The organism is Janthinobacterium sp. BCJ23 (assembly GCF_059617945.1).
The window spans coordinates 1-26,767 of record NZ_JCAQAW010000012.1 but is presented as its reverse complement, the minus strand read 5'-3'; the positions used below and the strand labels follow the sequence as shown (position 1 = coordinate 26,767).

Here is a 26,767-nt window from a genome sequence, read left to right as displayed (position 1 = left end):
CACCAAAAAATAAGCGAGAACACTATGCAATGGGAAGTCGTCATCGGTCTTGAGAACCACGTGCAGCTCACGACCGAATCCAAAATTTTCAGCGGTTCGCCGATCAAGTACGGCGCCGACGCCAATACGCAAGCGAGCCCCGTCGACCTGGCCCTGCCAGGCGTGCTGCCGGTGATGAACAAGCAGGCCGTCGACCGCGCCATCCGCTTCGGCCTGGCCGTGGGCGCCACCGTGGCGCCGCACTCGGTCTTCGCGCGCAAAAACTATTTTTACCCTGATTCACCGAAGGGCTACCAGATCAGCCAGTTCGAGGACCCCGTCGTCATCGGCGGCGCCCTGACCTTCGGCTACGAAAAGGATGGCGAATTCGTCACCAAGACGGTGAACCTGACGCGCGCCCACCTGGAAGAAGACGCCGGTAAATCCCTGCACGAAGACTATGCGGGCATGAGCGGCATCGACTTGAACCGCGCCGGCACGCCGCTGCTGGAAATCGTCTCGGAACCGGAAATCCGCAGCGCCGCCGAAGCCGTGGCCTACGCCAAGGCCCTGCACTCGCTGGTCATGTGGCTGGGCGTTTGCGACGGCAATATGCAAGAAGGCTCGTTCCGCTGCGACGTCAACGTCTCTGTACGCCCTGTCGGCCAGAAGGAATTCGGCACCCGCTGCGAAATCAAGAACCTGAACTCCTTCCGCTTCATCGAAGAAGCTGTGCACGTGGAAGTGCGCCGCCAGATTGAGCTGATCGAAGACGGCGGCAAGGTCGTGCAAGCGACGCGCCTGTACGATCCGGACCGCAAGGAAACGCGCGAAATGCGCAGCAAGGAAGACGCGCAGGATTACCGCTACTTCCCGGACCCTGACCTGCCGCCGCTGGTCATCTCGCAAGCGTGGATCGACACCGTCAAGGCCTCGATGCCGGAACTGCCGGCCGCCATGCGCGCCCGTTTCATCAGCGAATACGCGCTGCCTGACTACGATGCGCTGGTTCTGACGCAGTCGAAAGCCATGGCCACCTATTTCGTCGCCGTGGTCGACAAGGCCGGCAAGGAAAACGCCAAGGCCGCCGCCAACTGGCTGATGGGCGACGTGTCGTCGACCCTGAACCGCGAAGGCGTGGACCTGGACGACGCACCCGTCTCCGCCGCGCAGCTGGCCGCCATGCTCAAGCGCATCGCCGACGGCACGATCTCGAACAAGGCCGCAAAGGAAGTCTTCGCCGGCATGTGGGAAGCGAAGTCCAGCGACGAGAACCTGGTCGACACCATCATTGACGCCAAGGGCCTGAAACAGATTTCGGATACTGGCGCCCTGGAAGCCATCGTCGATGAAGTGCTGGCGGCGAACGCCAAGTCGGTGGAGCAGTACCGCGCCGGCAAGGAAGCGGCCATCAATGCGCTGATCGGCCAGGCCATGAAAGCCTCCAAAGGCAAGGCCAACCCGGCCCAGCTGACGGAACTGCTGAAGGCCAAGCTGGCGGGATAATTCACCTGCCCCCAAAAAAAAGACGCCGCGGCGTCTTTTTTTTCGCCTGTACACATCGCGCATAAACAGCCTTGTCTAGACTTTTCCTGCGCGCTGAAAGGCGTTTGAAGGCCTATTAAAATTAAAGTATACATTTTTGTCTACACGGTTTAATCTAGCCATATTGAATTTCAGGCAAGAGGAAAACCGCATGGCCAAGACGCACGACATCCCGAAACCGACGGCAGCCGAACTCGATCTGCTGCAGGCGCTGTGGCCGCTGGGCGCCGCCACGGCCAAGCAGGTGCACGAGGCGATGGCGTTGACCAAGCCGGCCATCACGTATGGCACCGTGCTGCGCCTGATGCAGATCATGCATGGCAAGGGCTTGCTGATCCGCGACGAAAGCCAGCGCTCGCACGTATATGCGCCGGCGCAGGCGCAGGACAGCCTGCAGACGAATCTGCTCAAGGAATTGATGCAGAAGGCCTTTGCCGGTTCGGCCAAGGCGCTGGTGCTGGCGGCGCTGCGCACGGGCGTGTCGCGTGCCGAACGCGAAGAGATCGAAAAAATGCTCAAGGACGATCAGTCATGAGCGGCTTCGTTCCAGCACTGGGCTGGACCCTGCTGCACTTCCTGTGGCAAGGCTTGCTGATCGGCTGCGCCACGGCGCTGGCGCGGGCGGCACTGCGCAATGCGCGTCCGGAGGCGCGCTACGCCGTCGGTTGCGGCGCCCTGCTGGCCTGCCTGGCATGGCCGGCGGCGGGCCTGTATCTGCGCCTGGCCGGTGGCGATGTCACGGGCTCCCTGTACTCCAGCGCCTTGCTGCCGGCCGCCCTGCTGGCACCCGACAGCCTGCCCGACCTGGACCTGTTGCTGCGCGCCGTCGTTGGCGTGTGGGCCCTGTGCGCCGCCGTGCTGGCCGTGCGCATGGCACTGGGCATGCTGTGGATAGAGCGCAGCGCAAGGAACACGGGCGCCACGCATGGACCACTGCAGACCAGGCTGTCGCGCATGGCGCACGATGCGGGCTTGACGCGGCCCGTGCGGCTGCGCGTGCTCGACAACATCGCCAGCCCGCTCACGGCCGGCATCTGGCGCCCCATGGTGCTGGTGCCCGCCTCGCTGTTGACCGGCATGCCGCCGCACCTGCTCGACGCGCTGCTGGCGCACGAACTGGCGCACATCCGGCGCCACGATTATCTGATCAACCTGCTGCAAAACGCCATCGAGGCGCTGCTGTTCTTCCACCCTGCCGTCTGGTGGATTTCACGCGGCGTGCGCCTCGAGCGCGAACACATTGCAGATGATTTCGCAGCAAGACAACTGGGCGAACCGCGGCGTCTGGCTCTTGCACTTTCGGAACTGGAACGCCTCCAGTTCTCAACCCACCACCTGGCCCAGGCGGCCAACGGAGGAGATCTTATGTCACGTATCAAACGATTGCTGCGCCCCGCACCACACACCCTGAACTGGAAGGCGGCCGTGCCGCTGCTGGCTCTGGCCGGCGCCTGCCTCGGCATCTACGGCCAGGCCGTCGCCGCCGACAGCGCGCCCGTGCTCGAGCGCCGCCCCATCATCGACTTTGGCGTCTGCGGCAAACCCGTCTACCCAGCCGCATCACTGCAGGCGAAGGAAGAGGGCAAGGTCACCATGTCCTTCGACGTGAATGCCGCCGGCAAGGTAACAGGTTCGAGCGTGGTCAAGAGCAGCGGCCATCCGGCCCTCGACGAAGCGGCGCGCAGCGGCATCGCCAAGTGCACGTTCAAGCCGGCCCTCGCTGGCGGCAAGCCTGTCAGCGCCAGCGTCAAGGCGCAATACGTCTGGAGTCTGAAGTAATCCCTGGGCGGCGGCATCGCGGCAACATCGCAGCAGCGCTGCCGCCGCCCGCTTGCGGGTATGATCATGGATTCTTCCACGCACCTGTGAACACGCCATGAACAAGATCAAAACCGGCCTGGTCGGCTACGGCTTTGCCGGCTCCACCTTCCACGCTCCCGTCCTGTCCACCATCGATGCCCTGGAACTGACGGCCGTCGCCTCGAGCAAGCCGGAGCTCGTGCACAAGGATTGGCCGCACGCCACCGTGTATGCGCAGCCCGCACAGCTGTTTGCCGATCCATCGATCGAACTGGTCGTCATCGCCGCACCCAACGAAGCGCATTTCAGCCTGGCGCAAGCGGCCCTGCAGGCGGGCAAGCACGTGGTGGTCGACAAGCCCTTCACCATTTCCAGCGTTGAAGCACAGAGCCTGATCGCGCTGGCGAAAGAGCGCAAGCTGGTGCTCAGCGTGTATCACAACCGGCGCTGGGATGGCGACTTCCTGACCCTGAAAGCGCTGCTGGCACAGGGCACCCTGGGCCGCATCGCCAGCGTCGAATCGCACTTCGACCGTTTCCGCCCCGAGATCCGCCAGCGCTGGCGCGAGTCCGCCGCGCCGGGCGGCGGCTTGCTGTACGACCTGGGCCCGCACATGCTGGACCAGGCCATGCAGCTGTTCGGCCAGCCGGAAAAGCTGTACGCCGATATCGTCCTGCAGCGCGATGGCGCGCAAGCCGTCGACTACATGCACATCGTTTTGTACTACGACCGGCTGCGCGTGGTATTGCAAGCGGGCTGCCTGGTGAAGGCGCCGACGGCGCGCTTCGCCGTGCATGGCGACAAGGGCAGTTTCGTGAAGTTTGGCCTCGACCCGCAGGAAGACGCCCTGAAGGCGGGCGGCAGGCCGGGCCAGCCCGGCTGGGGCGTGGACCCCGTGCGCGGCGCGCTGCACCTGGGCACGCAGCCGGACGGACATTGTGAGCACCTGGAGATGCAGGCGGGCCGCTACCAGGACTTTTACCAGGGCATGGCCGACGCCATCCGCCACGGCGCAGCGGCGCCCGTGCCAGCCGAAGATGCGGCGGCGACGATACGCCTGATCGAACTGGCGCTGCAAAGCGCCGCCGAAGGGTGCGTGCTCAAGGTCAGTTGATCGGGTTCAGTTGATGACAAAGGCCAGCACCACGGCGCCCAGCGCCAGCAGGGCCAGGCCGCAGATGAACAGCAGTTCGCCCCACCATTCGTAGCGCAAGCGCGACTGGCCGGGGCGCAGCGACATGAACGACAGCACGGCGCTGACGAGAAAGACGATGGCGTCGACAGCGAGCAGCTTGTCGATGGCCACGCGCACCTCGCCGCGCGGCGCCAGGTGCCCGATCGACAGCACCGTCATGCAGACGCCGACCATGGTCGCCGACGTGGGCAGGATATGTGCCGACAAACCCCGCGCCGACAAACCCTGTTCAGGCGCCTTGCCGTCGCCAGCCATCAGGATTTACCTTGATTCGTTCCCGCCGGCCAGATCAGCTCCACCCGCGCGGAACTGCCAGCCTTGATTTGCAGCTTGCGTTCCAGCGTCTTGCCGGCCAGGGTGGCACGCAGGCTGTAGCTGCCCGGCGCCAGTTTCGCCAGCAGGAACGGTCCGCTGGCCGTCGTTTCCAGCACCGGGGCGCCCTTGGCGTCGCGTATTTCCAGCTTCACGTCGGAGGCAAATTCCGCCTTGCCCGCCGCCTGCACGGAAAACACGAGACTCAAGGGCCAATGCCGGCTGGCGCTCTTGATGGCCGTCGACTCGTCGAGGCCGATGCCGCCGCTCAGGTATTCCACCGCCCCGTTCTTCTGCACGGGCGGCAGCGCGCTGTCGGCTTGGGCCTGCGCCGCACTTCCCAGCAACAGCCCGGCGGCCAGCATTGCCGCCGCCAGGCCCAGGGTACCGCGTCTGCGTCTGTTTGATGCCATCTCACTCTCCTCATGTCGGTTGAATCAAGATAGGAAGCGCAGCTTAGGCCAGTCTTAGCTTAGCGCCGGCGCATGGCCTCGGCAATCTTCTGGTCCGTCTTGTACTGGCTCAGCGCATATACGGCCCAGATCGTCGCTGGCAGCCAGCCGATCAGGGTGATTTGCAGGATCAGGCAAATGATGCCGGCGATCGGACGGCCGATCGTGAAAAAGGTCAGCCACGGGAGTAACAGGGCAATCAGCAAGCGCATCGTTCGTTCCTTGAGTATTCCCCTGTGCCGCGGGGACCGGGCCGGCATGCGCCGACGGTAAATTCAGTCTAGCCGATTATAACGATACTGGCGTCTCACGCCGGCACGGGTGCCAGCAGTTTTTCCATCCAGGCCAGGATGGCGGCGAAGATGACATCGCGATTCACTTCATTGAAGTTCTCGTGATAATTGGCCGGATAGTAGTGATAGTCGAGCAAGCCATCGGGCACGCTGCGCAGCAGGCTTTCCGTGGCGCGGCTGTCGGCCAGCTTGTCGTCGCCCGCCACCACGGCGAACAGGGGGAAACGCCACGCGGACAAACCGCCCGCCAGTTCCTTTTGCGCCGACGTCAAGGCATGGGCGAAGCGCACCGACGCCGCGCTGGCGCGGATGCCGTCGCGCTCATCCTGGAAATGGCGCGCCGTAATGGTTTGATCGTGCGTGAGCAGCATGGTCAGGTTCCCCAGCGGCACCTTCATCGTGGGGAATCGCTGCGCCAGCCAGCCCGACAGCATCTGCAGCACCTTCGGCACGGGTATCGCATTCACGTAATACGGCGATGAAATCACAAACCCCTTGATGGCCGCATCGCCCGCGAAACGCCGCAACCCCAGGTGCGTGGCGATCAGGCCGCCCATCGAGTGGCCCATGACGAACACGGGCAAGCCCGGATACGTCTGTTTGACCCAGGCGAGGAACAGTTCCTCGTCGTCGAGGAAGGCGTCAAACGAGGGAATGTCCACCTTGCGCTTGCCATCGTGGCCCACCATGTCGAAGCTGACGGTGGCGATACCGTGCTGGCGGAAGTAGAGCGCCGGCGTGACGTAATCGCCCGCATGCGCCATGCCGCCGTGGATCGCCAGGATCACGGCACGTGGATGCTCGGGCTGCCAGATGTGGATCGGCCGCTCGACCTGGTCGCTGCACAGCAGGCTGGCCATCTTGTCTTCTGAAAAACGCATCGCTGCTCCTGTCATGCCCTGTCACGCCTTCAGATGATCGATCAACTGGCGCGCATACAGGGGTAATTCACTGAACTGGCGCACGCAGATCGTGAGATTGCGTACCGACCAGGGATCGGATAATTCCAGGCAGCGCAGCGCCATCGTCTGCTGGCAGCGGCTGGCCGCCGCCAGCGGCACCACGCTGATGCCCACGCCGCTGGCCACCATGCGGCACACGGCATCGAAGCTGCGCAGGCGCACGCGTACCTTTAACGGACGCCCCAGGCGCGCCGCATGCATGCCCAGGTATTGCTGCATCGCGCTGTCGTCGGCCAGACCGATGAAATCGTGATCCAGCACGCTGGCAAAGTCGACCACGCCATCCTGGCCCAGCGCGCGGTGGTGCACGCCGTCGGCCGCCGCGATGACCACCAGCCGGTCGGGGCGGAACAAAAACGTCTGCAAGCCGCGCATGTCGACCGAGTCGGAAACGATGCCCATGTCGGCCAGCCCTTCCGAGACGGCCTTGACGATATCGTAACTGAGGCGCTCTTCCAGGTCGATGGTCAGGTTCGGATGGCGGTCGAGAAAAGCGCCCAGCGCCTCGGGCAAGAATTCGCTGAGCGCGGCCGTATTGCACAACAGGCGCAACTGCCCTTTCAAGCCGCGCGCAAATTCGCCAAGTTCGCCGCGCATTTTCTCCATTTGCAGCAGCACCAGGCGCGCGTGATGGAGCAAGGTCTGGCCCACGGGTGTCGGCTCCACACCGCGCCGGCCGCGCAGCAGCAAGGGCATGCCCAGCATCTCTTCCATGCCGCGCACGCGCGCGCTGCTCGACGCCAATGCCAGGTGGCTGCGCGCGGCGCCCGCCGTCAGGCTGCCCGCCTCCACCACGTTGACAAACAGCTGCAAATCGACCAGATCAAAGCGCATGGCGGCTCTCCTTTTCGCCATCTTACCAGCCTTCGTATTTGACTAAGGCTGACTCAAAATAATCCGCCTTGGCGAAAGTGTCTGGCAAGCGCAGAATCCACGCAGTTCACTGTGGATAAAAAAGATGGAGACCTCATTCCTGCTGGCCGTCGGCGCCAGTTTTCTCGTCGCTGGCTTCGTCAAGGGCGTAGTCGGATTGGGCTTGCCGACGGTGGCCATGGGCACGCTCAGCCTTGTCATGCCGCCCGTGCAGGCGGCCGCCCTGCTGATCGTGCCATCGATGGTGACGAATGTCTGGCAGCTGGCGGCCGGCCCCGGCCTGCGCGACCTGCTGCGCCGTCTATGGCCCATGCTAACGGCCGTCATGGCCGGCACTCTGGCGGGCGGCGCGTTGCTACCGGCCGACAGCGGCGCCTGGGCCGTCGTCGCGCTCGGCGTGGCGCTGATGCTGTATGCGCTGGCGGGACTGTTCTCGCTGCAGCTGCGCGTGCCAGCGCGGCACGAAGCGTGGCTGGGGCCTGTGGCGGGCGCCGTGACAGGACTGGTGACGGCCGCCACGGGCGTCTTCGTCATCCCCGCCGTGCCGTATCTGCAGGGGCTGGGGCTGGCGCGCGATGCGCTGGTGCAGGCGCTCGGCCTGGCGTTTACGGCATCGACCGTGGCGCTGGCGGCCAGCCTGGCCCTGCACGGCGACTTCAGCCTCGGTGCGGCCGGCGCTTCCGCGTATGCGCTGCTGCCGGCGCTGGCCGGCATGCTGGCCGGTCAATGGCTGCGCGGACGCATCGCGCAGCAGGTATTCAAGCGGTGCTTTTTTGCGGGGCTGTTCGCCCTGGGCTTGCATGCGGCGGTCAAACCATGGATGGCGTGATGCAGATCGACTGGCAAGGAGGCAGCGCGCTGTGCGCGTGGATCGGCGGCCAGCAGGTGGCCATGCTCGACATCAGCCGACACGCCGATGAAGTGACGGTGAACATGCTGTTCGTGAAACCGCCATTCCGCCGGCGCGGCATCGGCGGCGCACTGTTGCGGCGGCTGTTGCAATGCCACCCGCAAGCTGCCACTGCCTGCAGCGACCCGCGGCTGCGGACGCTGCTGGAGAGAACTACTTAAATACCATACCGATTGCGGTACGCGGAAACAGCCTCTTTATATTTGAGCAGTTCCGGATCGGCGCCCGCGCCATTCAGGTAGCCGAACAGATCGTCCAGGTTGCCGATCGAGATGACGGGAATGCCATACTGTTTCGACACTTCCTGCACGGCCGAACTTGGCGACAGCTGGCCGTCCGGGCCGGAACGCTCCATGCGGTCCAGGGCGATCAGCACGGCGCATGGCTCGGCGCCGGCGGCGCGTATCATGTCCACCGATTCGCGCACCGAAGTGCCGGCCGAGATCACGTCGTCAATGATGACGACTTTGCCATGCAGCTTGGCGCCGACGATGGTGCCGCCTTCGCCATGGTCCTTGGCTTCCTTGCGGTTGAAGGCGAACGAGGTGTTGCGGCCCTTGCCGGCCAGCGCCACGGCGGTGGCCGACGCCAGGGTGATACCCTTGTAGGCGGGGCCGAACAGCATGTCGAATTCCACGCCCGAGTCGAGCAGGGTTTGTGCGTAGAACTGCGCCAGCTCGGCCAGGGTGGCGCCGTCATGGAACAGGCCCGCATTGAAGAAGTACGGCGACTGACGTCCGGCCTTGGTGGTGAACTCGCCGAACCGCAAGACTCCCTTGGATACTGAAAACGCGATAAACTGCTGGCGTAAATTATTCACATTAGCCTCATTTTTTAAAAGTGCCTGTATTTTAATCCGCGCGCACCGGCGAGACAATCGCCATGCCGCGCCCGCCGGCCCCGTACAACGCCCTTTCACTCTCGACCTATGCCAAAAATTATTTCCGCCAATCTGAACGGTATCCGTTCCGCCGCCAAAAAAGGCTTTTTCAACTGGATGGGCACGCAGACGGCCGATTTCATCTGCGTGCAGGAATTGAAGGCGCAGCTACCCGACATGACGCCGGAATTCCTCAACCCGCACGGCTACCATGGCCATTTCCACTATGCCGAGAAAAAGGGGTATTCGGGCACGGGCGTGTACAGCAAGGTCGAGCCGGACGCCGTACATATCGGCTTCGGAAGCCCTGAATTCGATGCCGAAGGCCGCTACGTGCGCTGTGATTTTGGCAACCTCTCCGTCATTTCCGTGTACTGCCCGTCCGGCTCGTCCGGCCCCGAACGCCAGGAAGCCAAGTTCCGCTTCATGGAACTGTTCCTGCCGCATTTGCTCGAATTGAAGGCGCTGGGCCGCGAAGTGGTCATCTGCGGCGACTGGAACATCGCCCACCATGAAATCGACTTGAAGAACTGGAAGGGCAACAAGAAGAACTCCGGCTTCCTGCCCGAGGAACGGGCATGGCTGACGCGCGTCTTCGACGAAGTGGGCTTTGTCGACGTGCACCGCGGCCTGGACAAGCGCGAAGACCAGTACACGTGGTGGAGCAACCGCGGACAAGCCTACGCGAAAAACGTGGGCTGGCGCATCGACTACCACGTCGCCACCCCCGGCATCGCAGCCCAGGCGCATACGGTCAGCGTCTACAAGGACGAGCGTTTTTCCGACCACGCGCCGTTGATCATCGATTACACGATCAAGGGCTGATCTTTGACACGTCGCGGGTGGTGTCGGCTTACGCGCTGCGCGCTAAGCCGACCTACGCCTGCTCTACCGTAGGTCGGATTAGGACCGCAGGGCCGTAATCCGACAACATTGTTGGCGTCGCCAGTGGTGGCGTCGGCTTACCCGAGCATGCGCCGGCTTTCAAAATGGCGCATCTCGCCCGTCAACGGGTCCGTGAAATCGATGGCCCGCGCCAGCAGTTGCAAGGGCTGCGACATGTCATCTTCCTTGCACGGCAGGGCCACGGGATAAAACGCATCGTTGACGATGGGGATGCCCAGCGCAGCCAGGTGCACGCGCAGCTGGTGCTTGCGGCCCGTGTGCGGCTGCAGCCGGTACAGGGCGACAATGCCGCGCTCTTCGATCACCTCGATGATGGTTTCCGAATTCGGCTCGCCCGCCTCTTCGCACATGAGGAAAAACTGCGCGCCCTCGACCATGCGGCTGCGGTAGGTAAATGGAAAATCGCGGCCCGTCAGCACAGGCGCCAGTGCCTCGTACGTCTTGCGCACTTCGCGGCGCTGGAACAGCGACTGATAGGCGCCGCGGCTGGCTACCTGGCGCGAAAAAATCACCACGCCGGCCGTCTCGCGGTCCAGGCGGTGGATCGGCGTCAGCTCGGCGCAGTCCAGCTTTTTCTTCAGGCGCGTCAGCAAGGTCTCCTGCACGAAGCGCCCGGCCGGCGTCATGGGCAGGAAGTGCGGCTTGTCGACCACCACCAGGTGTTCGTCCTGGAACAGGATCTCTTCCTGGAAGGGGATCGGCGTTTCGCGTTCCAGCTCGCGGTAGTAAAAAATGCGCATGCCACGCTTGTACGCACTGCCGGGGCCCAGCACGGCGCCGTCACCATCGACCACTTCGCCGCGCGCCATGCGGTCCAGCCATTGCGCGGCGCTGATCTGCGGATAGCGCTCGAGCAGGAAGGACAGCATGTCCGGCCACTGCCCTTCGGGCAGCCACAGATAGCTGGGCGCCACGCCGTCGCGCATGGGCAAGGGTGCGGCGGCGTGACGGGCCGGCATCCTAGCGCTGCGCGATGGCGTTGCTGCGGTAAGGCGGCAAGGCGTCGACGCTGACGCCCTTGCTGCGCGCGTACAGCGGCAGCACTTGCGCCATGTGGCTGTTCATCTGCGAGATGCGGTCCTTGCCCGACGGGTGCGTCGAGAGGAATTCCGGCGGCGCGCCCTTGCTCACGGCCGCCATTTTCTGCCACAGGATGACGCCGGCGCGCGGGTCGAAGCCGGCGCGCGCGGCCAGGTCCATACCGATCAGGTCCGCCTCGCGTTCATCGTCGCGCGAAAACTTCAGCATCACGCCCTGCGCCGCCATATTCGTGGCGGTACTGGTGATGCTCGGATCGACGCCGAGCCAGGCCGACAGGCCGGCACCGGCCAGCTTGGCACCGACGGCGGCCAGGTTGCCCTTGCCGGCCTGCGCCTGCGAGTGCTCGCGCAAGGCGTGGGAAATCTCATGGCCCATGACGATGGCCACTTCGTCGTCGGTCAGATTCAGCTTGGTGATGATGCCGCTGTAAAAAGCGATCTGCCCGCCCGGCATGCAAAAGGCATTGACCTGGTCGGAATTGAGCAGGTTGACCTGCCAGTTCCAGTTGGCCGACGCCTCGTTCCAGCGCGTGGCGAACGGGATGATGCGCTGGGCGATGGCACGCAGGCGTTTCACTTGCGGATCGCTGTCGGGCACCAGCGCATTTTTTTCCTTCGCCTCGTTGACCAGCTGCGTATATTGCTGCTTCGATTGTTCATTGAAGTCGGCGCCGCCGGCAAAGATGCGCGAAGTCGACAGGGGGCGTACCTTGATGCCATCCTGGACCGTCGCCTGCTGGGCGTGGGCGGACAGGGACGACAGCGCGGTGGCCGCGCACAGGCTGGCCAGGACGGCGTAACGTTTAAGGGATATTGGTGCCATTGGCAGACCTCCATGGAGCGATTTTAGGCAGCATCATCATGGCCGGGAAGGCCAGGAAGAAGCACACGATGAAAAATGAGAACCAGCCCAGCTCGGCGACCAGAAAGCCCACCGAGGCATTGATCAGGGTGCGCGGCACGGCGCTGAGGCTGGAAAACAAGGCATATTGCGTGGCAGTGTAGCGCGGGTCCGTGCTGCGCGACAGGAACGCGACAAAGGCAGCCGCGCCCAGGCCCAGGCTGGCAAAGGCTTCAAAACCGATCACGGCGCTGAGCAGCATGGTATTCGGCCCCACCTGCGCCAGCCAGGCGAATCCGAGAATGGCGACCGCCTGCAGCGCGCCAAACACCCACAGGCCCCGGTTGATGCCCAGCTTGAGCATCCATATGCCGCCCACCACGCCACCGGCCAGGCTGGCCCAGAAACCCGTGGTGTTGGCGGCCAGGCCGATCTGCGTCATGGAAAAACCCAGGTCCAGATAGAACTTCGTCGCCAGCGCCGTGGCCATGCTGTCGCCGATTTTGTAGAGTAGTACGAAGGCAAGGATCCACATTGCGTTACGCCAGCCATCGCGCGCGATGAATTCCTGGAACGGCAGAATGATCGCTTCGCGCATGGTCTTCGGCGGCGAGCCGTACACGGTCGGCTCCTTGATCAGCAGGGTGCAGACAAACCCCGGCAGCATGAAGGCGGCCGTGATCCAGAAGACGGGTTGCCACGGCATGCGGTCGGCCAGGATCAGCGACAGCGCGCCCGGCACCATGCCCGCCACTTTATACGCGTTGACGATGACGGCGGCGCCCAGGCCCTGCTCGTTGTCACTGAGGATTTCACGCCGGTAGGCGTCGATGACGATGTCCTGGCTGGCCGACAGGAAGGCCACGCCGCCGGCGGCCGCCGCGATCAGGCCGATCTGCGTGAGCGGGTCCAGCATGCCCATGCCGCCGATGGCAAAGAACAGCGCCACTTGCGTGAGCGCCATCCAGCCGCGCCGCCGTCCCAGTCCCAGGATGCGGTAGCGGTCCATCAGCGGCGCCCACAGGAATTTCCAGATGTACGGGAACTGCACCAGCGCAAACAGCCCCAGCGCCTTGACGTTCAAGCCCGACTTGGCCAGCCATGCCTGCAGCAGGTACAGCAGGATGAACAGGGGCAGGCCGGAACTGAAGCCCAGCACCAGCACGGCCAGCATGCGGCCGTTGGCATAGGAACGCCAGCCAGGCGCCGGGCTTTTGCTCATCAATGCACCGCTTTTTTACGCAGGCGGAAGACGGCCAGGTCGCCGCGCAGGTTCGGCAGCACGGAGACCATCTTGCCTTCGGCCAGGGCCACGCATTCGATCACTTCCAGGCCGCATTCCTCGGCCAGTTCACGGAAGTCGTTGATGGTGGCGCAGCGCACGTTCGGCGTGTCGTACCACTGGTACGGCAGCGATTTCGACACGGGCATGCGGCCCTTGAGCAGCGCCACGCGGTGCGGCCAGTAAGCGAAGTTGGGGAAGGAGACGATGGCCTCGGCGCCCACGCGCACGATGTCGCGCAGCAGCGGCTCGACCTGCTTCATCATCTGCAGCGACGACAGGCACAGCACCGTATCAAAACTGTTGTCGCCAAAAATCGACAAACCCTTTTCCATGTCTTGCTGGATCACGTTCACGCCACGGCGGGTGCTGGCCAGCACCTTGTCGTCGGCGATCTCGATGCCGTAGCCGCTGCACTGCTTGTCGCTTTGCAGGTACTGCAGCATCACGCCTTCGCCGCAGCCCACGTCCAGCACGTGCGCGTTGTTCGGCACCCAGTGGGCGATGAAGGCCAGGTCGGGGCGCAGCGCGCTCAATTCGTCAAAAGTCATGCGGTCTCCTTCGCGCCCTGGCGGACGGCTGTGTTCTGTACTGCGGCAGGCGCGCCCGCCCCGATGTCGTTCCAAACCTGGCCATAATAGGCGCGCACCATGTTCATGTAGCGCGCGTCTTCCAGCAGGAAGGCGTCGTGGCCGTGCGGCGCGTCGATTTCCGCATACGTGACCTGGCGGCGGTTGCACACGAGCGCCTCGACGATTTCGCGGCTGCGCTCGGGCGAGAAGCGCCAGTCGGTGGAAAACGAGGCGAGGAAGAACTTGGCCTTGGTGCCCGACAGGGCCTTGGCCAGGTCGCCGCCATGCGCGCGCGCCGGATCGAAATAATCGAGCGCCTTGGTAATCAAGAGATACGTGTTGGCGTCAAAGTATTCGGAGAACTTGTCGCCCTGATAGCGCAGGTACGATTCGATCTCGAAGTCGATGCCGAAGCCGAACTTGTAGTCGCCCGTCTGCGTCGCGTCGCGCAGCTTGCGGCCGAATTTTTCCGCCATGTCGTCATTCGATAGGTAGGTGATGTGACCGACCATGCGCGCCACGCGCAAGCCGTTCTTCGGCACCACGCCGTGCGCATAGAAGTCGCCGCCATGGTAATCGGGGTCCGATAGGATGGCCTGGCGCGCCACGTCATTGAAGGCGATGTTTTGCGCCGACAGCTTGGCCGTCGAGGCGATCACCACACAGTGGCGCAGGCGTTCGGGGAACATGATGCTCCACGCCAGCGCCTGCATGCCGCCCAAGGATCCCCCCATCACGGCGGCGAACTCGGTGATGCCCAGTTCATCGGCCAGGCGCGCTTGCGCGCTGACCCAGTCTTCCACCGTGACGACGGGGAAGGCGGCGCCATACGGCTTGCCGGTGGCGGGATTGGTATGCATGGGGCCCGTCGAGCCGAAGCAGGAGCCGAGGTTATTGACGCCGATGACGAAGAATTTGTCCGTGTCGAGCGGCTTGCCGGGACCGACCATATTGTCCCACCAGCCTGCGCTCTTCGGCTGGTCCGCGTACACGCCTGCCACGTGGTGCGAGGCGTTCAGGGCGTGGCAGACCAGCACCGCGTTCGATTTGTCGGCGTTCAGGGTGCCGTAGGTTTCATACATCAACATATAGTCCCGCAGCGATGCTCCGCTTTGCAGCTGCAGGGGTTGCGCAAAATACATGGTTTGCGGCGAAACGATTCCAATGGATGACATGTGTGTCGGTTTATAAAAGGGGGGCGGCCCCACGGGCCATGGTCGATGCAGCACCGCGATGATAGGTGCTGCAACTTTAGCATCAGGACACCTCTTGCCGCGCGCGACGTGTCCTGATGCTGATAGGTGACAGTTTACATGAGCTGCAGCTGCTGGACTGCTTCCGCGATCACATTTGGTTCCATGGAACGCATAATTTTGCGCATTTGTGGCGCAATCAGGCCCAGGTCGCTGTTGAGGATCTCTTGCTTGACCGCCAACAGCTGGGCCGGGTGCATGGAAAACTCGCGCAAGCCCATGCCCAGCAACAGGCGCGTGAGCTTCACGTCGCCCGCCATTTCGCCGCAGACGGCCACGTCGATGCCCGCCTTGTGGCCGGCGGCGATCGTCATGGAGATCAGTTGCAGCACGGCCGGGTGCAGCGGATTGTACAAATGTGCCACTTCGTAGTCGACCCGGTCGATGGCCAAGGTGTACTGGATCAGATCATTCGTGCCGATCGACAGGAAATCCATACGCTTGACGAACATGGGCAGGGCCAGCGCGGCGGCGGGAATCTCGATCATGGCGCCCACTTCGACTTCGTCGTCGAACTTGACGCCCTCCTCGCGCAGGCTGGCCTTCGCTTGCGCGATCATGGCCAGCGACTGGTCGATCTCGAACGCATGCGCGAGCATCGGAATCAGAATGCGCACCTTGCCGAAGGCGGAGGCGCGCAAAATGGCGCGCAGCTGCGTCAGGAACAATTGCGGCTCGGCCAGGCAGTAACGGATGGCGCGCAGCCCCAGCGCGGGATTCAAGGCCGTATGGTCGGCCTGGTCGAGCGGCTTGTCGGCGCCGATGTCGAGCGTGCGGATGGTGACCACGCGGCCCTTCATCGACTGCACCGTGTTGCGGTAAGCCTCGAACTGCTCGTCCTCGGTGGGAATCTTGTGGGCGCGGCCCATGAACAGGAATTCGGAACGGAACAGGCCCACGCCGCTGGCGCCCGACTCCAGCGCAAACGGGCAATCCTCGGGTAATTCGATATTTGCCAGCAGGGTGACGGGCGTGCCGCATTTGGTCACGGCCGGTGTCTTTTTCAGCTTGCCCAGCTTCTTGCGCGCGCGCTGCATGGCCACCTGGCGCTCGCGGTACTGTTCCAGCACCAGCGCGCTGGGGTTGGCGATCACCACGCCGGCGTCGCCGTCGATGATCAGCCAGTCGTCCTGGTCGATCAGCATCGATGCCTGCGACATGCCGACGGCGGCGGGAATATCGAGGCTGCGCGCGACGATGGCCGTGTGCGAGTTCTGTCCGCCCACGTCGGTAATGAAACCGATGAAGGAGCGGTCGCGGAACTGCAGCATGTCGGCCGGCGAGATGTCGTGGGCGACGACGATCATCTGCGCCATCAATTCGTCTTCGGCCGCGGCCTTGGGCAGCAGTTGCTCCGTGCCCAGCAAGACTTTCAAGACGCGTTCGGCCACCTGCTGGATATCGGCCTTGCGTTCGCGCAGGTACGGGTCTTCGATTTCGTCGAACTGCGCCGACAATTCATCGATCTGCGTCAGCAGCGCCCATTCGGCGTTGTAGTGGCGCTTGCGGATGATGTCGAGCGGCGCTTCTGAAATCATCGGATCGGACAAGATGAGCGCATGCACGTCGATGAAGGCGCCCAGCTCCGTGGGCGCATCCTTGGGCAGCTCGTTCCACAGGGTTTGCAGTTCCTTGTGGACGGTGGCGATGGCGCTTTGCAGGCGCTGCACTTCGGCTTCGATCTGCTCCTGGGCGACCAGGTAATGTTTGACGTCAAGGGCGGCCGGCGCCAGCAGATGCGCGCGGCCAATGGCGATGCCGCGGGAAACCGGGATGCCGTGGAGCGTGAAAGATGCCATGGGTTGACCTGTCGGAATGCGGCTGCGGCTGCGTTCGGCGGGCATTACTCGCCTTCGCCAAACCTGTCATTAATCAGGGCGGTCAACGCATCGACACATGCCTGCTCATCATCGCCCTCTGCTTCCAGGGTCACTTTCGCGCCCTTGCCGGCGGCCAGCATCATCACGCCCATGATGGACTTGGCGTTGATGCGGCGCGCGTTGCGGGTCAGCCAGACGTCGCTCTTGAACTTGGCGGCGAGCTGGGTAAATTTGGCGGAGGCGCGTGCGTGCAGTCCCAGCTTGTTGATGATTTCGAGTTCTCTTTGAATCATTTTTGTATGGTCTCTATCCCTGAATGCACTGCATTGTTGCCAGCCCTGCTATAAAACCCGCCGCCTTCAGGGCGGCGGCCATGTCACTCTCTACTCGCCCACGCGAATACGGTTATCGACGCGCACGGCGCCGCTTTGCGCACCGGCCAGCGCCATCTCCACCACCACGTCGAGCGTGTCGCGGCGATACGTGATGGCACGCAGCAGCATCGGCAGGCTGATGCCGGCGATGACTTCCACCCTGCCCGCATCGGCCAGCTTGTTGCAGCAGTTCGACGGCGTGCCGCCCTTCACGTCGGTAATCACCAGTACGCCGGAACCATCGTCGAGGCGGCAGATGGCTTCCGACGCCAGTTTCTGCACTTCCATCAGGTCCTGGTCGGCGACGACATCGATGGCTTCAAACCGTTCCGTTGGCCCCCGGAACACATGCGCGCAGGCGGCGATGAACGCCTGTCCCAGCGGTGCATGTGTCATGAGCAAAATCCCTACCATAGTCATTTCACCTTCTAGCGCTGCTGCGCTTGCGCAACGCCATGCTCGACGGCGTCGACAAACATGGCCGCCACGTCAAAACCCGTTTGCTGCATGATTTCCTGGAAGCAGGTCGGGCTGGTGACATTGACTTCCGTCAGATAGTCGCCGATCACGTCCAATCCTACCAGCATCAGGCCGCGCGCGGCCAGGATAGGGCCCAGCTTTTCTGCGATTTCCAGGTCGCGTGCCGTCAATGGCTGCGCCACGCCCGTGCCGCCGGCGGCCAGGTTGCCCCGTACTTCGCCCGCCTGCGGGATGCGCGCCAGCGAAAACGGCACCGGCTTGCCGCCGATGACGAGGATGCGCTTGTCGCCCTTGGCGATGTCGGCGATGAAACGCTGCGCCATGATGGTCTGCGCGCCGTTGTCCGTCAGCGTCTCGATGATGGCGCCCAAATTCAGGCCATCGGCCTTGACGCGGAAGATGCCCGTGCCGCCCATGCCGTCGAGCGGCTTGAAGATGACATCCTGGTGCTTGGCGTGGAAGGCGCGCAGGCGCGCTTCGTCCGACGTCACCAGGGTCGGCGACGTGAATTCGGAAAACTGGGCAATGGCCAGCTTTTCATTGTTGTCGCGGATGGCGGACGGCTTGTTGAAGACGCAAGCCCCCTGCTTTTCCGCCAGTTCCAGCAGATACGTGCCATACACGTATTCCATGTCGAACGGCGGGTCCTTGCGCTCGACGATGGCGTCCAGCGCCGACAGGCGCACTTCTTCGGTGGAGACGACCTTGTACCAGTCGTGTTCGTCGCCGGTCAGCTCGATGTGTTTGACCCGTGCCGTGACGATGCCCTCTTCCAGCGCCATGTCCTTCTGTTCGAAGGCATACACGGCATGGCCGCGTTTGGCCGCCTCGCGCATCATGGCGAAGGTGGAGTCTTTGTAAGTCTTGAAGCCTGCCAGCGGGTCGGCAAGGAATGCAATTTTCATGGTGCGTCCAATCGGGGAGCCTGGATAAGGAATGCTTGATTCTAGCCGAGATCGCCAGGCGCGGTAGTCGTCGCGCCCGGCAAGTCTCGTTGACGGATCAATACACCTCGGGATTCGGGTCCGTGCGCTCCATTTCCAGCGACGCGGCCAGCAAGGCCAGGCGCGCCACCACGCCATACACATAGAAGCGGTTCGGCGCGGCCGTGCCCGGCTTGGCCTTCAAGTCCGGCACCGCATGCTGCTGGGCAAACGCCAGCGGCACGTACTGCGAGCCGGGCGCGTTCAGGTTCTGGTCCACACCTTTTTCAGCATGCACGCGGTAGAAGCCGCCCACCACATAGCGGTCGATCATGTAGACGACGGGCTCGGCTACGGCATCCTTGATGCTTTCAAACGTGGGCACGCCTTCCTGGATGATCACGTCGGTCACCAGCTGGCCATCCTTGACGATGGACATTTTTTCGCGCTGCTTGCGCGACAGGTCGCGCACTTCGCTCGCGTCGCGCACCGTCATGATGCCCGTGCCATACGTGCCCGCATCGGGCTTGACGATGACGAACGGCTTTTCCTTGATCCCGTATTCTTTGTATTTCTTGCGGATCTTGGCCAGCAGCACGTCGACGCTGGCGGCCAGCGCATCTTCGCCCTCGCCTTCCTGAAAATTCACATCGCTGCACTTGGCGTGGAAGGGGTTGAGCATCCACGGGTCGACATCGATCATCTTGCCGAATTTTTTCACCACTTCATCGTAGGCCGTGTAGTGGTTGCTCTTGCGGCGCAAGGCCCAGCCCGCGTGCAAGGGCGGCAGCAGACTTTGCTCATGAATATTTTGCAAGATATCGGGGATACCGTCCGACAAGTCGTTATTCAGCAGAATCGTGCACGGGTCAAAATCCTTCAAACCCAGGCGACGGCCGTTGTTCAGGCGCACGAGCGGTTCGATGACGAGCATGTTGCCATCCGGCAACGCCAGCGGTGTCGGCTGGGTAATCTCGGGCGACCAGGAGCCAAAGCGCACGTGCAGCCCCGTCTGGCGGAAGATTTGCATCAATCGCGCCACGTTCTGCAGGTACTGCGGCGTAGTGTTGTGCAATTCCGGCACGATCAGCAGGTTGCGGGCGTCCGGGCAATACTTGTCAATGGCGGCCATGGCCGCTTGCACGGACAGGGGCAGCATTTCCGTGGCCAGGTTGTGAAAACCGCCAGGGAACAGATTGGTATCGACGGGCGCCAGCTTGTAGCCGGCGTTACGCAAGTCTACCGAGCAATAGAAGGGCGGCGTGTGCTCTTGCCACTCCATGCGAAACCAGCGCTCAATGGCTGGCGTCGCGGCCAGAATCTTTTTTTCGAGGTCGAGCAGCGGTCCGGTCAGGGCCGTGACGAGATGGGGAACCATAGTTACATCCTTAAATTATGTGCAGTATTCAAAAAAGCACACAGAACTGCCGACTATATTACCGTGTAAGTACCCCAAATCGGGGCAAAAGCCTTGTTTTAAAGACCTTTTACATTCCCACAACGAAAAAAAGGCACCTCAATGAGGCGCCTTTTCCACCGGACATGCCGCGCCGGGACGCTGGCATGCCAGATAGTGATTATTTAGCCATGATACGCTTGCTCGCCGTGGCTGGTGATATCGAGGCCTTCGCGCTCTTCTTCTTCCGGTACGCGCAGGCCGATGACGATGTCGACCAGTTTATAGGCGATGACGGAAATGATGGCAGACCAGAGGATGGTGGTGCCGACCGCTTGCGCTTGCACCCACACCTGGTGGCCGATCGAGTACGGATCCGCCGACATCTTGTTGGTGACATAGTCGAAGATGCCCTGGCCGCCCAATTGTGGTGCAGCAAACACGCCCGTCAGCAAGGCACCGAGGATACCGCCCACGCCATGCACGCCGAACACGTCGAGCGAATCGTCAGCGCCGATCAGGCGTTTCAGGCCGTTCACGCCCCACAGGCAGACGACACCGGCCAGCAAGCCGATGACCAGGCCGCCCATCGGGCCGACAAAGCCGGCCGCCGGGGTGATCGCCACCAGGCCGGCCACGGCACCCGATGCGCCACCGAGCATCGATGGCTTGCCTTTGCTGATCCACTCGCCAAATACCCACGACAGGGTAGCGGCGGCAGTGGCCAACAGCGTATTGACGAAGGCCAGCGCAGCCACGTCGCCCGCTTCCAGCGAGGAACCGGCATTGAAACCGAACCAGCCCACCCACAGCAGCGACGCACCGATCATGGTCATGGTCAGCGAGTGCGGCGCCATCGATTCGCGGCCGTAGCCTACGCGCTTGCCGATCATGATCGCGCCCACCAGGCCGGCGACGGCGGCATTGATGTGCACCACGGTGCCGCCGGCGAAGTCCAGCGCGCCTTTTTGCCAGATCCAGCCAGCCTTCAGGGCTTCGCTGGCCGAAGTGGCGGCGTTGGTGATCAGGTCAGGACCGGTCCAGAACCACACCATGTGGGCCGCTGGCAGGTAGGCGAACGTGAACCACAGCACGACGAAGGCCAGCACGGCGGAAAACTTGGCGCGCTCGGCAAAGGCACCGACGATCAATGCGCAGGTGATGGCGGCAAACGTGCCCTGGAAGGCGACAAAGACGAACTCGGGAATGACGACGCCCTTGCTGAAGGTGGCGGCGGCGGCAAACGTGCCCTTGGCCGGATCCCAGATACCGTTCAGGAACAGGCGGTCGAAGCCACCGAAGAAGGCGGTTTTTTCCGTGAAGGCGATCGAGTAGCCGTAGATACACCACAGCACGATGACCAGCGCGAACACCATGAACACTTGCATCAGCACCGACAGCATGTTCTTCGAGCGCACCAGGCCGCCGTAGAACAGGGCCAGGCCGGGGATGGTCATCAGGATCACCAGCAGGGTGCTGATCATCATGAAGCTGGTATCGCCCTTGTTGGCAACGGGCGCGGCGGCTGGCGCGGCAGCGGCCGGGGCAGGAGCGACGGCGGCCGGAGCTGCTGCGTCAGGCACCGGCGTGACGGCGGGAGCGGCGACGGCCGAAGTCGTGGCCGCCTCCGTCTTGGCGGGGGCATCGGCAAAGCTCGGCGCGGCGACGCCAAACGCACACAGACAGGCAAACCCAGCTAGCAATTTTGTTATATTTTTACGCATCAATATTCCCCTTAGAGCGCTTCGTTGCCGGTTTCACCGGTACGGATGCGGATGACTTGTTCCAGGTTGTAGACGAAAATCTTGCCATCGCCGATTTTACCGGTACGCGCGGCACCTTCGATCGCTTCGATGGCCTGGTCGACAATGGCGTCATCGACGGCCGCTTCGATTTTGGTTTTTGGCAAGAAGTCGACGACATACTCGGCTCCACGGTAGAGTTCCGTGTGACCTTTCTGGCGGCCGAAACCTTTGACTTCGGTAACGGTAATGCCTTGCACATTGATAGCCGACAAGGCTTCGCGTACTTCGTCCAGTTTGAACGGTTTAATGATTGCAGTAATCATTTTCATGGCAGTCTCGCTTAAAAGGTTTTGGATACGGTCAGCACGAGACCGGATTTCGCCAGATTCTTGCCATTCGGTGCCAGCGACGTGATGTTGGCTTTGACGTAGGCCAGGGCGACTGTTGCCATGCCAAAATCCTTGGTGACGCCTAGCTTGTAGTCGGTGTAGCTGAGGGAATCGTTGTGCTCGACTTTCTGGCGGCCCACATGCAGGTTCAGCAGATAGCCTTCGTGCACATCGATATTCGCGCCCACGTCGAGGTAGCCGCTGTTCTTGCTGTCGGCCACGCCGAACAGATTGGTGGTCGAGTGCGAGTACTTGATGTAGGCCGGGCCATAGCCGAGCTGGCCATACAGCTCGAAGGTGTTGGCATTGGTGCTCAGCCCATTCGAGGGATAGAAGTAGTACAGGCCGCCTACGTCATAGGTAAAATCCTTGCTGATCTCGCCCCGTTTGCCGCCGTAGATGTCCCATTCCAGATTGGTATCGCCGCCGCCGTCCTTGATCCATTTGATGCTCGACAGCCAGGTGCCGACGTACAAACCCGTCGGGTTGTGGGTATAGTCGGCGCCGCCGCTGATGGCCGGTTTCAAGCGGCTTTGCGAGATGCCGCGGTAACGGTAGTCGCTGGTCAGCGCCACGTTGTAGCTCACCACGTTATCAGGTACGGCTTCGGCTGCAGCAGGCGCCGCCACTGCATCCTGGGCCATGGCGCTACCGCACAAGGCGGCCATGGCCAGCGTCAACGCTGCAGCTAAAGTCATGTTCTTGGACAGATTCTTCATGGCGATTCCCTTTTATTGAACTTTTAAAGCGGTTGAGGTTTAAAATCTTGGCTGGAGATCACAAAGCGTTCATACCTTCTTTAGCAGAATACGTGCCAGCTCTCTTGCCACCTTGACAGGTGCGTTTCCGGCCATACATACCCTGCAAGCCTCTGGGCATGCGGGTACGGGCTGCTGAAGCATTGTGAATTTGCCCAGTTTCGCACCAGATTAACGCCGCTGTGCACCGCAATGGTGCGATGCACAGGCCGCACCATAAAAGGACTGACCATGGACATGAATACCTTCTTTAACGACTTGCAAGGCAAGATCCATCAAGCCATCGAAAACTCGCCTGCCAAGGATATCGAGAAAAACGTGAAATCGATGATGACCCAGGGCTTCGCCCGCCTCGACCTCGTCACGCGCGAGGAATTCGATATCCAGGCGCAAGTGCTGGCCAAGACCCGCGCCAAGCTGGACGCACTGGAACTGCGCCTGATCGAACTGGAAACGCGCCTGAACGACACCAAGGCGTAAGGTGCGGCCAGCAAGGCTCCGTTATTGACGGCCTTGCTGGCATAGCTCAAGCCTGACGGCGTTGCATGCGCTAGACTGATCCTGCCCGCGCCCGCGCCACAGGGGAGTCTGATGAGTCTGGCCGTCCTGAAAAGCCGCGCCCTGGCCGGCATGGAAGCGCCCGAGGTAAGTGTCGAAGTCCACCTTGCCAATGGCTTGCCTTCGTTTACGATTGTCGGCCTGCCGGATACGGAAGTGAAGGAATCGCGCGACCGCGTCCGTGCCGCGCTGCAAAACTGCGGCTTTGACATGCCGGCGCGGCGCATCACGGCCAATCTGGCGCCGGCGGACTTGCCCAAGGAATCGGGGCGCTTCGACCTGCCCATCGCGCTGGGCATCCTGGCCGCGTCCGGCCAGTTGCCGGGCGACCAATTACACCACTACGAATTCGCGGGCGAACTGTCGCTGTCGGGCCAGTTGCGCCCTATCCGCGGCGCGCTGGCAATGACCTTTGCCATGCAGCGCAGCCAGCCGGGCGCGCCACGCGCCTTCATCCTGCCGCAGGCGAACGCAGACGAAGCGGCGCTCGTCAGCGATGCCTGCATCTATCCTGCCCACAGCCTGCTCGAGGTCTGCGCGCATTTTGCCGCGCACGCCAGCCGGACCACCCTGCAACGCCATCAGCCCATGCTGGCCGTACCCGATTTTGCGTATCCGGACTTTGCCGACGTGCAAGGACAGCAGCAGGCGCGCCGCGCACTGGAAGTGGCGGCCGCGGGCGGCCATAACGTCCTGATGGTGGGGCCACCGGGCGCGGGCAAGACCATGCTGGCCAGCCGCTTCCCTGGCGTGCTGCCGCCCATGAGCGACGAAGAGGCGCTGGAATCGGCCGCCGTGCATTCGCTGGGCGGCCACTTCAAGGTGGAACACTGGAAACGGCGCCCCTACCGTGCTCCGCACCAGACGGCGTCCGGCGTGGCCCTGGTGGGCGGCGGCAACGTGCCGCGCCCGGGAGAAATCTCGCTGGCCCACTGCGGTGTGCTGTTTCTCGATGAAATCGCCGAATTCCAGCGCCGGGTGCTCGATGTGCTGCGCCAGCCCATGGAATCGGGCGTGATCAGCATTTCACGCGCGGCCCGCCAGGCCGAGTTTCCTGCTCGCTTCCAGTTGATCGCCGCCATGAATCCCTGCCCCTGCGGTTATCTGGGCCATGCTTCGGGACGCTGCCGCTGCACGCCGGACGCCGTACTCCGTTATCACAGCCGCCTGTCCGGTCCGCTACTCGACCGTATCGACCTGCAGATTGAAGTGGCCGCCATGCCGCCGGCGGCGCTGGGGCGGCACGCAGGCGCAGGCGAAAGCACGCAAGCCATCGCCACGCGGGTCGCGGCAGCCTTTGCCCTGCAGCTGGCACGCCAGGGCAAAGCGAACCAGCGCCTGAGCAGCACGGAAATCGAACAGCATTGTCGCCTGGAAACGCATGGCGAGCAGCTGCTGCATGGCGCCATGGCGCGCCTGCACTGGTCGGCGCGCACCTATCACCGGGTATTGCGCGTGGCGCGCAGCATCGCGGACCTGGCGGACAGCCCCGGCATCACGCAGGCGCATGTCGCCGAAGCGATCCAGTACCGGCGCGTGCTGCGTGAAATATAAGGCAGCCAGCGCGAACGCCACGCGTGCGCGATTGCGCGTGATGGGCGGCGCTGCTACCATCTGCTGATGAAAAAACCATCAATTGCCCTCTTTCTGACTACGCTCGCGGCCGCCAGCGTCCTGTCCGCCTGCAGCCCGAAGTTCGACTGGCGCGACTATCGCAGCCCCGACGCCCAGTTCACGGCCTTGTTTCCAGGCAAGCCCGCCGTGCTGACGCGGGAGGTCGATCTCGATGGCAAGAAAGTCAGCCTGACCATGACGGCCAGCGAAGTCGATGGCAATACCTTCGCCATCGGCAGCGCCGTGCTCGACAGCGCAGAACAGGCGCAAGCAGCCCTGCCCGCCATGCAGACGGCCCTGTTGAAAAATATCAACGGCACCGTGCGCAGCGAAAAATCCGCATCGGCGGCCAGCAGCACGGCTGCCGGAACGCAGCAGCGCAGTTCGCTCAGCATTGAGGCCAAAGGCACGCAACAAGGCAAGCCTGTCTTGCTGGTCGGCCGTTTTGTGGCGCAGGATAAGCGCATCTTCCAGATCATCATTCTCGGTGAAGAAAGCAAGCTGTCGCGTGACACCATCGACACCTTCATGGACTCGGTGAAACTGGATTAAGACTTAACGATCGCTTAAACCGGTGTTTTCACGATAAGCGAGCTCTTGTAAATACGTGCGTTGTCCAACAGATGGCCCTATCCGGCTTGCAAATATGCAATCCGGGACAAACGGACGGCCTGTGCGACATTTCAAGTCGTGATATTGTTTCGACACTAACAACAAGTTTCAGAAAGCGCTTATGTTGATCTCATTCAAATCCAAATCTTCCCCTGAAGTACTGATGTATCAAGAACATGCCCAGCGTATCCTCGACATCCTGCACAAGAACCCCACGCGCGGCGTCATCACGCCAGCCGAAGCGGGCGATGCCTTGGCCCTGCTGGAAAAAGAAGTCGCGGAAAGCAAGTTGCATCCGGAAAATGACATCGAACACGATGTGCATACCCCGGAAACCCTGGAAGATGGCGAAACGGGCGCCCATGCGCGCGCACAAAAAGTGCATTTCTCGCAGCGCGCCTATCCCCTGATGGAGATGTTGCGCTCGGCCAAGGCGGAAAATGAAAGCATCACCTGGGGCATCTGATCCGATGAATGCTGCAGACGAAAAAAAACCCCGCACCTAGCGGGGTTTTTTTATATAACAAGCCTGACGATAACCTACTTTCACACTGGTTGCAGCACTATCATCGGCGCAAAGTTGTTTCACGGTCCTGTTCGGGATGGGAAGGGGTGGTACCAACTTGCTATGGTCATCAGGCATAACTTTTTCAACAACCTGCTCCCAGCGGGGCAGCAAGTCGTCTGATCTGAGGAGGCGAATTATACCCCAGGTCGGCTTGACGCACAAGCGCGTAGCAGGGAATCACCACGCGAATGTCAACAATGTTGTCGGATTACGCGCTACGCACCTCGGCGGCCCCGCTAATCCGACCTACCGGCCATCCAATAAACGTAGGTCGGCTTAGCGCTGCGCGCGTAAGCCGACAAACACCCGCGGCGCCCAACAAAAACCCCAGACGTAAAAAAACCCCAACCGGATCACCGGAAGGGGTTTTTTCGAATAACAAGCCTGACGATAACCTACTTTCACACTGGTTGCAGCACTATCATCGGCGCAAAG

The 26,767-nt window shown here is 62.5% G+C and carries 30 protein-coding genes and 1 rRNA gene; 11 read left to right on the top strand and 20 right to left on the bottom strand.

Annotated features, from left to right (window positions below):
* Positions 1-9 precede the first annotated feature (9 nt).
* From gatB to AC54AG_RS26570, 4 genes are all read left to right on the top strand, one after another.
* Entirely contained in the window at positions 10-1,485 is a 1,476-nt protein-coding gene (gatB, locus tag AC54AG_RS26585; protein WP_348645805.1) for an Asp-tRNA(Asn)/Glu-tRNA(Gln) amidotransferase subunit GatB, read from the top strand.
* A 190-nt stretch (positions 1,486-1,675) separates the two neighbouring features.
* Positions 1,676-2,059, top strand: coding sequence for a BlaI/MecI/CopY family transcriptional regulator (locus AC54AG_RS26580; RefSeq protein WP_496632325.1), 384 nt, complete (start codon positions 1,676-1,678; stop codon positions 2,057-2,059).
* Positions 2,056-3,303, top strand: coding sequence for a TonB family protein (locus AC54AG_RS26575; RefSeq protein ID WP_496632324.1), 1,248 nt, complete (start codon positions 2,056-2,058; stop codon positions 3,301-3,303). The genes AC54AG_RS26580 and AC54AG_RS26575 overlap by 4 nt, the downstream gene beginning before the upstream one ends.
* Before the next feature lie 97 nt (positions 3,304-3,400).
* A complete protein-coding gene (locus tag AC54AG_RS26570) occupies positions 3,401-4,438 on the top strand; it encodes an oxidoreductase (protein ID WP_496632322.1) in 1,038 nt (345 codons plus the stop codon).
* Positions 4,439-4,444: 6 nt separating this feature from the next.
* Here AC54AG_RS26570 and AC54AG_RS26565 read toward each other — a convergent pair whose 3' ends face one another.
* The 5 genes from AC54AG_RS26565 to AC54AG_RS26545 form a co-directional block, all read right to left on the bottom strand.
* Positions 4,445-4,774, bottom strand: a complete 330-nt coding sequence (locus AC54AG_RS26565) for a hypothetical protein (protein ID WP_051959363.1) — start codon at positions 4,772-4,774, stop codon at positions 4,445-4,447.
* Positions 4,774-5,244 (bottom strand): carboxypeptidase regulatory-like domain-containing protein, encoded by a 471-nt coding sequence (locus tag AC54AG_RS26560; protein ID WP_496632320.1) that lies wholly within the window; start codon positions 5,242-5,244, stop codon positions 4,774-4,776. The genes AC54AG_RS26565 and AC54AG_RS26560 overlap by 1 nt, the downstream gene beginning before the upstream one ends.
* 59 nt (positions 5,245-5,303) lie before the next feature.
* On the bottom strand, positions 5,304-5,495 hold the full coding sequence (locus AC54AG_RS26555; RefSeq protein WP_034749384.1) for a YqaE/Pmp3 family membrane protein: 192 nt from the start codon (positions 5,493-5,495) through the stop codon (positions 5,304-5,306).
* 95 nt (positions 5,496-5,590) lie between these two features.
* The gene (locus tag AC54AG_RS26550) at positions 5,591-6,457 is read right to left on the bottom strand and encodes an alpha/beta fold hydrolase (protein ID WP_496632317.1); all 867 of its coding nucleotides are present in this window, start codon (positions 6,455-6,457) and stop codon (positions 5,591-5,593) included.
* A gap of 21 nt (positions 6,458-6,478) precedes the next feature.
* Positions 6,479-7,372, bottom strand: coding sequence for a LysR family transcriptional regulator (locus AC54AG_RS26545; protein WP_034749390.1), 894 nt, complete (start codon positions 7,370-7,372; stop codon positions 6,479-6,481).
* Positions 7,373-7,496: 124 nt separating this feature from the next.
* On the opposite strand from AC54AG_RS26545, the gene AC54AG_RS26540 reads away from it, so the two are divergent.
* Both AC54AG_RS26540 and AC54AG_RS26535 read left to right on the top strand, forming a co-directional pair.
* A complete protein-coding gene (locus AC54AG_RS26540) occupies positions 7,497-8,240 on the top strand; it encodes a sulfite exporter TauE/SafE family protein (protein ID WP_496632315.1) in 744 nt (247 codons plus the stop codon).
* Positions 8,240-8,482, top strand: coding sequence for a GNAT family N-acetyltransferase (locus tag AC54AG_RS26535; protein ID WP_496632313.1), 243 nt, complete (start codon positions 8,240-8,242; stop codon positions 8,480-8,482). Before AC54AG_RS26540 ends, AC54AG_RS26535 begins: the two co-directional genes overlap by 1 nt.
* Here AC54AG_RS26535 and pyrE read toward each other — a convergent pair.
* Positions 8,479-9,141 carry an orotate phosphoribosyltransferase gene (gene pyrE / locus AC54AG_RS26530; protein ID WP_010393161.1) on the bottom strand — a complete coding sequence of 221 codons (663 nt, stop codon included), beginning with the start codon at positions 9,139-9,141 and terminating at the stop codon, positions 8,479-8,481. The genes AC54AG_RS26535 and pyrE overlap by 4 nt on opposite strands.
* 108 nt (positions 9,142-9,249) lie before the next feature.
* Between pyrE and AC54AG_RS26525 the strand changes: the two genes are divergently transcribed.
* Positions 9,250-10,026, top strand: coding sequence for an exodeoxyribonuclease III (locus tag AC54AG_RS26525; protein WP_034749399.1), 777 nt, complete (start codon positions 9,250-9,252; stop codon positions 10,024-10,026).
* A 137-nt stretch (positions 10,027-10,163) separates the two neighbouring features.
* Here the strand turns inward: AC54AG_RS26525 and AC54AG_RS26520 are convergent, their stop codons facing one another.
* The 13 genes from AC54AG_RS26520 to AC54AG_RS26460 form a co-directional block, all read right to left on the bottom strand.
* The gene (locus tag AC54AG_RS26520) at positions 10,164-11,066 is read right to left on the bottom strand and encodes a pseudouridine synthase (RefSeq protein WP_496632310.1); all 903 of its coding nucleotides are present in this window, start codon (positions 11,064-11,066) and stop codon (positions 10,164-10,166) included.
* A 1-nt stretch (position 11,067) separates the two neighbouring features.
* On the bottom strand, positions 11,068-11,970 hold the full coding sequence (locus tag AC54AG_RS26515; RefSeq protein WP_034749404.1) for a M48 family metallopeptidase: 903 nt from the start codon (positions 11,968-11,970) through the stop codon (positions 11,068-11,070).
* A complete protein-coding gene (locus AC54AG_RS26510; protein WP_034749407.1) occupies positions 11,951-13,210 on the bottom strand; it encodes an AmpG family muropeptide MFS transporter in 1,260 nt (419 codons plus the stop codon). Before AC54AG_RS26510 ends, AC54AG_RS26515 begins: the two co-directional genes overlap by 20 nt.
* On the bottom strand, positions 13,210-13,821 hold the full coding sequence (gene metW / locus AC54AG_RS26505; RefSeq protein WP_070301594.1) for a methionine biosynthesis protein MetW: 612 nt from the start codon (positions 13,819-13,821) through the stop codon (positions 13,210-13,212). The genes AC54AG_RS26510 and metW overlap by 1 nt, the downstream gene beginning before the upstream one ends.
* Entirely contained in the window at positions 13,818-15,017 is a 1,200-nt protein-coding gene (gene metX / locus AC54AG_RS26500; protein WP_080698498.1) for a homoserine O-succinyltransferase MetX, read from the bottom strand. Before metX ends, metW begins: the two co-directional genes overlap by 4 nt.
* A 134-nt stretch (positions 15,018-15,151) precedes the next feature.
* Positions 15,152-16,894, bottom strand: coding sequence for a phosphoenolpyruvate--protein phosphotransferase (gene ptsP / locus AC54AG_RS26495; RefSeq protein WP_034749571.1), 1,743 nt, complete (start codon positions 16,892-16,894; stop codon positions 15,152-15,154).
* Between the two features lie 44 nt (positions 16,895-16,938).
* A complete protein-coding gene (locus tag AC54AG_RS26490; protein WP_034749416.1) occupies positions 16,939-17,208 on the bottom strand; it encodes an HPr family phosphocarrier protein in 270 nt (89 codons plus the stop codon).
* Positions 17,209-17,298: 90 nt separating this feature from the next.
* Positions 17,299-17,703 (bottom strand): PTS sugar transporter subunit IIA, encoded by a 405-nt coding sequence (locus tag AC54AG_RS26485; protein ID WP_070301592.1) that lies wholly within the window; start codon positions 17,701-17,703, stop codon positions 17,299-17,301.
* A 14-nt stretch (positions 17,704-17,717) separates the two neighbouring features.
* The gene (gene gshB, locus AC54AG_RS26480) at positions 17,718-18,674 is read right to left on the bottom strand and encodes a glutathione synthase (protein WP_496632306.1); all 957 of its coding nucleotides are present in this window, start codon (positions 18,672-18,674) and stop codon (positions 17,718-17,720) included.
* Positions 18,675-18,771: 97 nt separating this feature from the next.
* Positions 18,772-20,070 (bottom strand): glutamate--cysteine ligase, encoded by a 1,299-nt coding sequence (gene gshA, locus AC54AG_RS26475; RefSeq protein ID WP_034749425.1) that lies wholly within the window; start codon positions 20,068-20,070, stop codon positions 18,772-18,774.
* Positions 20,071-20,273: 203 nt separating this feature from the next.
* Positions 20,274-21,812, bottom strand: coding sequence for an ammonium transporter (locus AC54AG_RS26470; RefSeq protein WP_496632304.1), 1,539 nt, complete (start codon positions 21,810-21,812; stop codon positions 20,274-20,276).
* Positions 21,813-21,823: 11 nt separating this feature from the next.
* Positions 21,824-22,162: a P-II family nitrogen regulator gene (locus AC54AG_RS26465; protein WP_010393464.1), complete on the bottom strand. Its 339-nt coding sequence runs from the start codon at positions 22,160-22,162 to the stop codon at positions 21,824-21,826.
* An 11-nt stretch (positions 22,163-22,173) separates the two neighbouring features.
* Complete coding sequence (locus AC54AG_RS26460; protein WP_034749431.1) at positions 22,174-22,941, bottom strand: TorF family putative porin; 768 nt, start codon at positions 22,939-22,941, stop codon at positions 22,174-22,176.
* 270 nt (positions 22,942-23,211) lie between these two features.
* On the opposite strand from AC54AG_RS26460, the gene AC54AG_RS26455 reads away from it, so the two are divergent.
* From AC54AG_RS26455 to AC54AG_RS26440, 4 genes are all read left to right on the top strand, one after another.
* Positions 23,212-23,460 carry an accessory factor UbiK family protein gene (locus AC54AG_RS26455; protein WP_034749434.1) on the top strand — a complete coding sequence of 83 codons (249 nt, stop codon included), beginning with the start codon at positions 23,212-23,214 and terminating at the stop codon, positions 23,458-23,460.
* A 111-nt stretch (positions 23,461-23,571) separates the two neighbouring features.
* A complete protein-coding gene (locus AC54AG_RS26450; protein ID WP_496632300.1) occupies positions 23,572-25,092 on the top strand; it encodes a YifB family Mg chelatase-like AAA ATPase in 1,521 nt (506 codons plus the stop codon).
* A 66-nt stretch (positions 25,093-25,158) separates the two neighbouring features.
* Positions 25,159-25,704 (top strand): hypothetical protein, encoded by a 546-nt coding sequence (locus AC54AG_RS26445; RefSeq protein ID WP_072456622.1) that lies wholly within the window; start codon positions 25,159-25,161, stop codon positions 25,702-25,704.
* Positions 25,705-25,885: 181 nt separating this feature from the next.
* Positions 25,886-26,230: a DUF1840 domain-containing protein gene (locus AC54AG_RS26440; RefSeq protein WP_092716690.1), complete on the top strand. Its 345-nt coding sequence runs from the start codon at positions 25,886-25,888 to the stop codon at positions 26,228-26,230.
* A 61-nt stretch (positions 26,231-26,291) separates the two neighbouring features.
* On the opposite strand, the gene rrf is transcribed toward AC54AG_RS26440, so the two are convergent.
* Positions 26,292-26,404: ribosomal RNA gene (gene rrf / locus AC54AG_RS26435) — 5S ribosomal RNA — on the bottom strand.
* Positions 26,405-26,767: the final 363 nt, after the last annotated feature.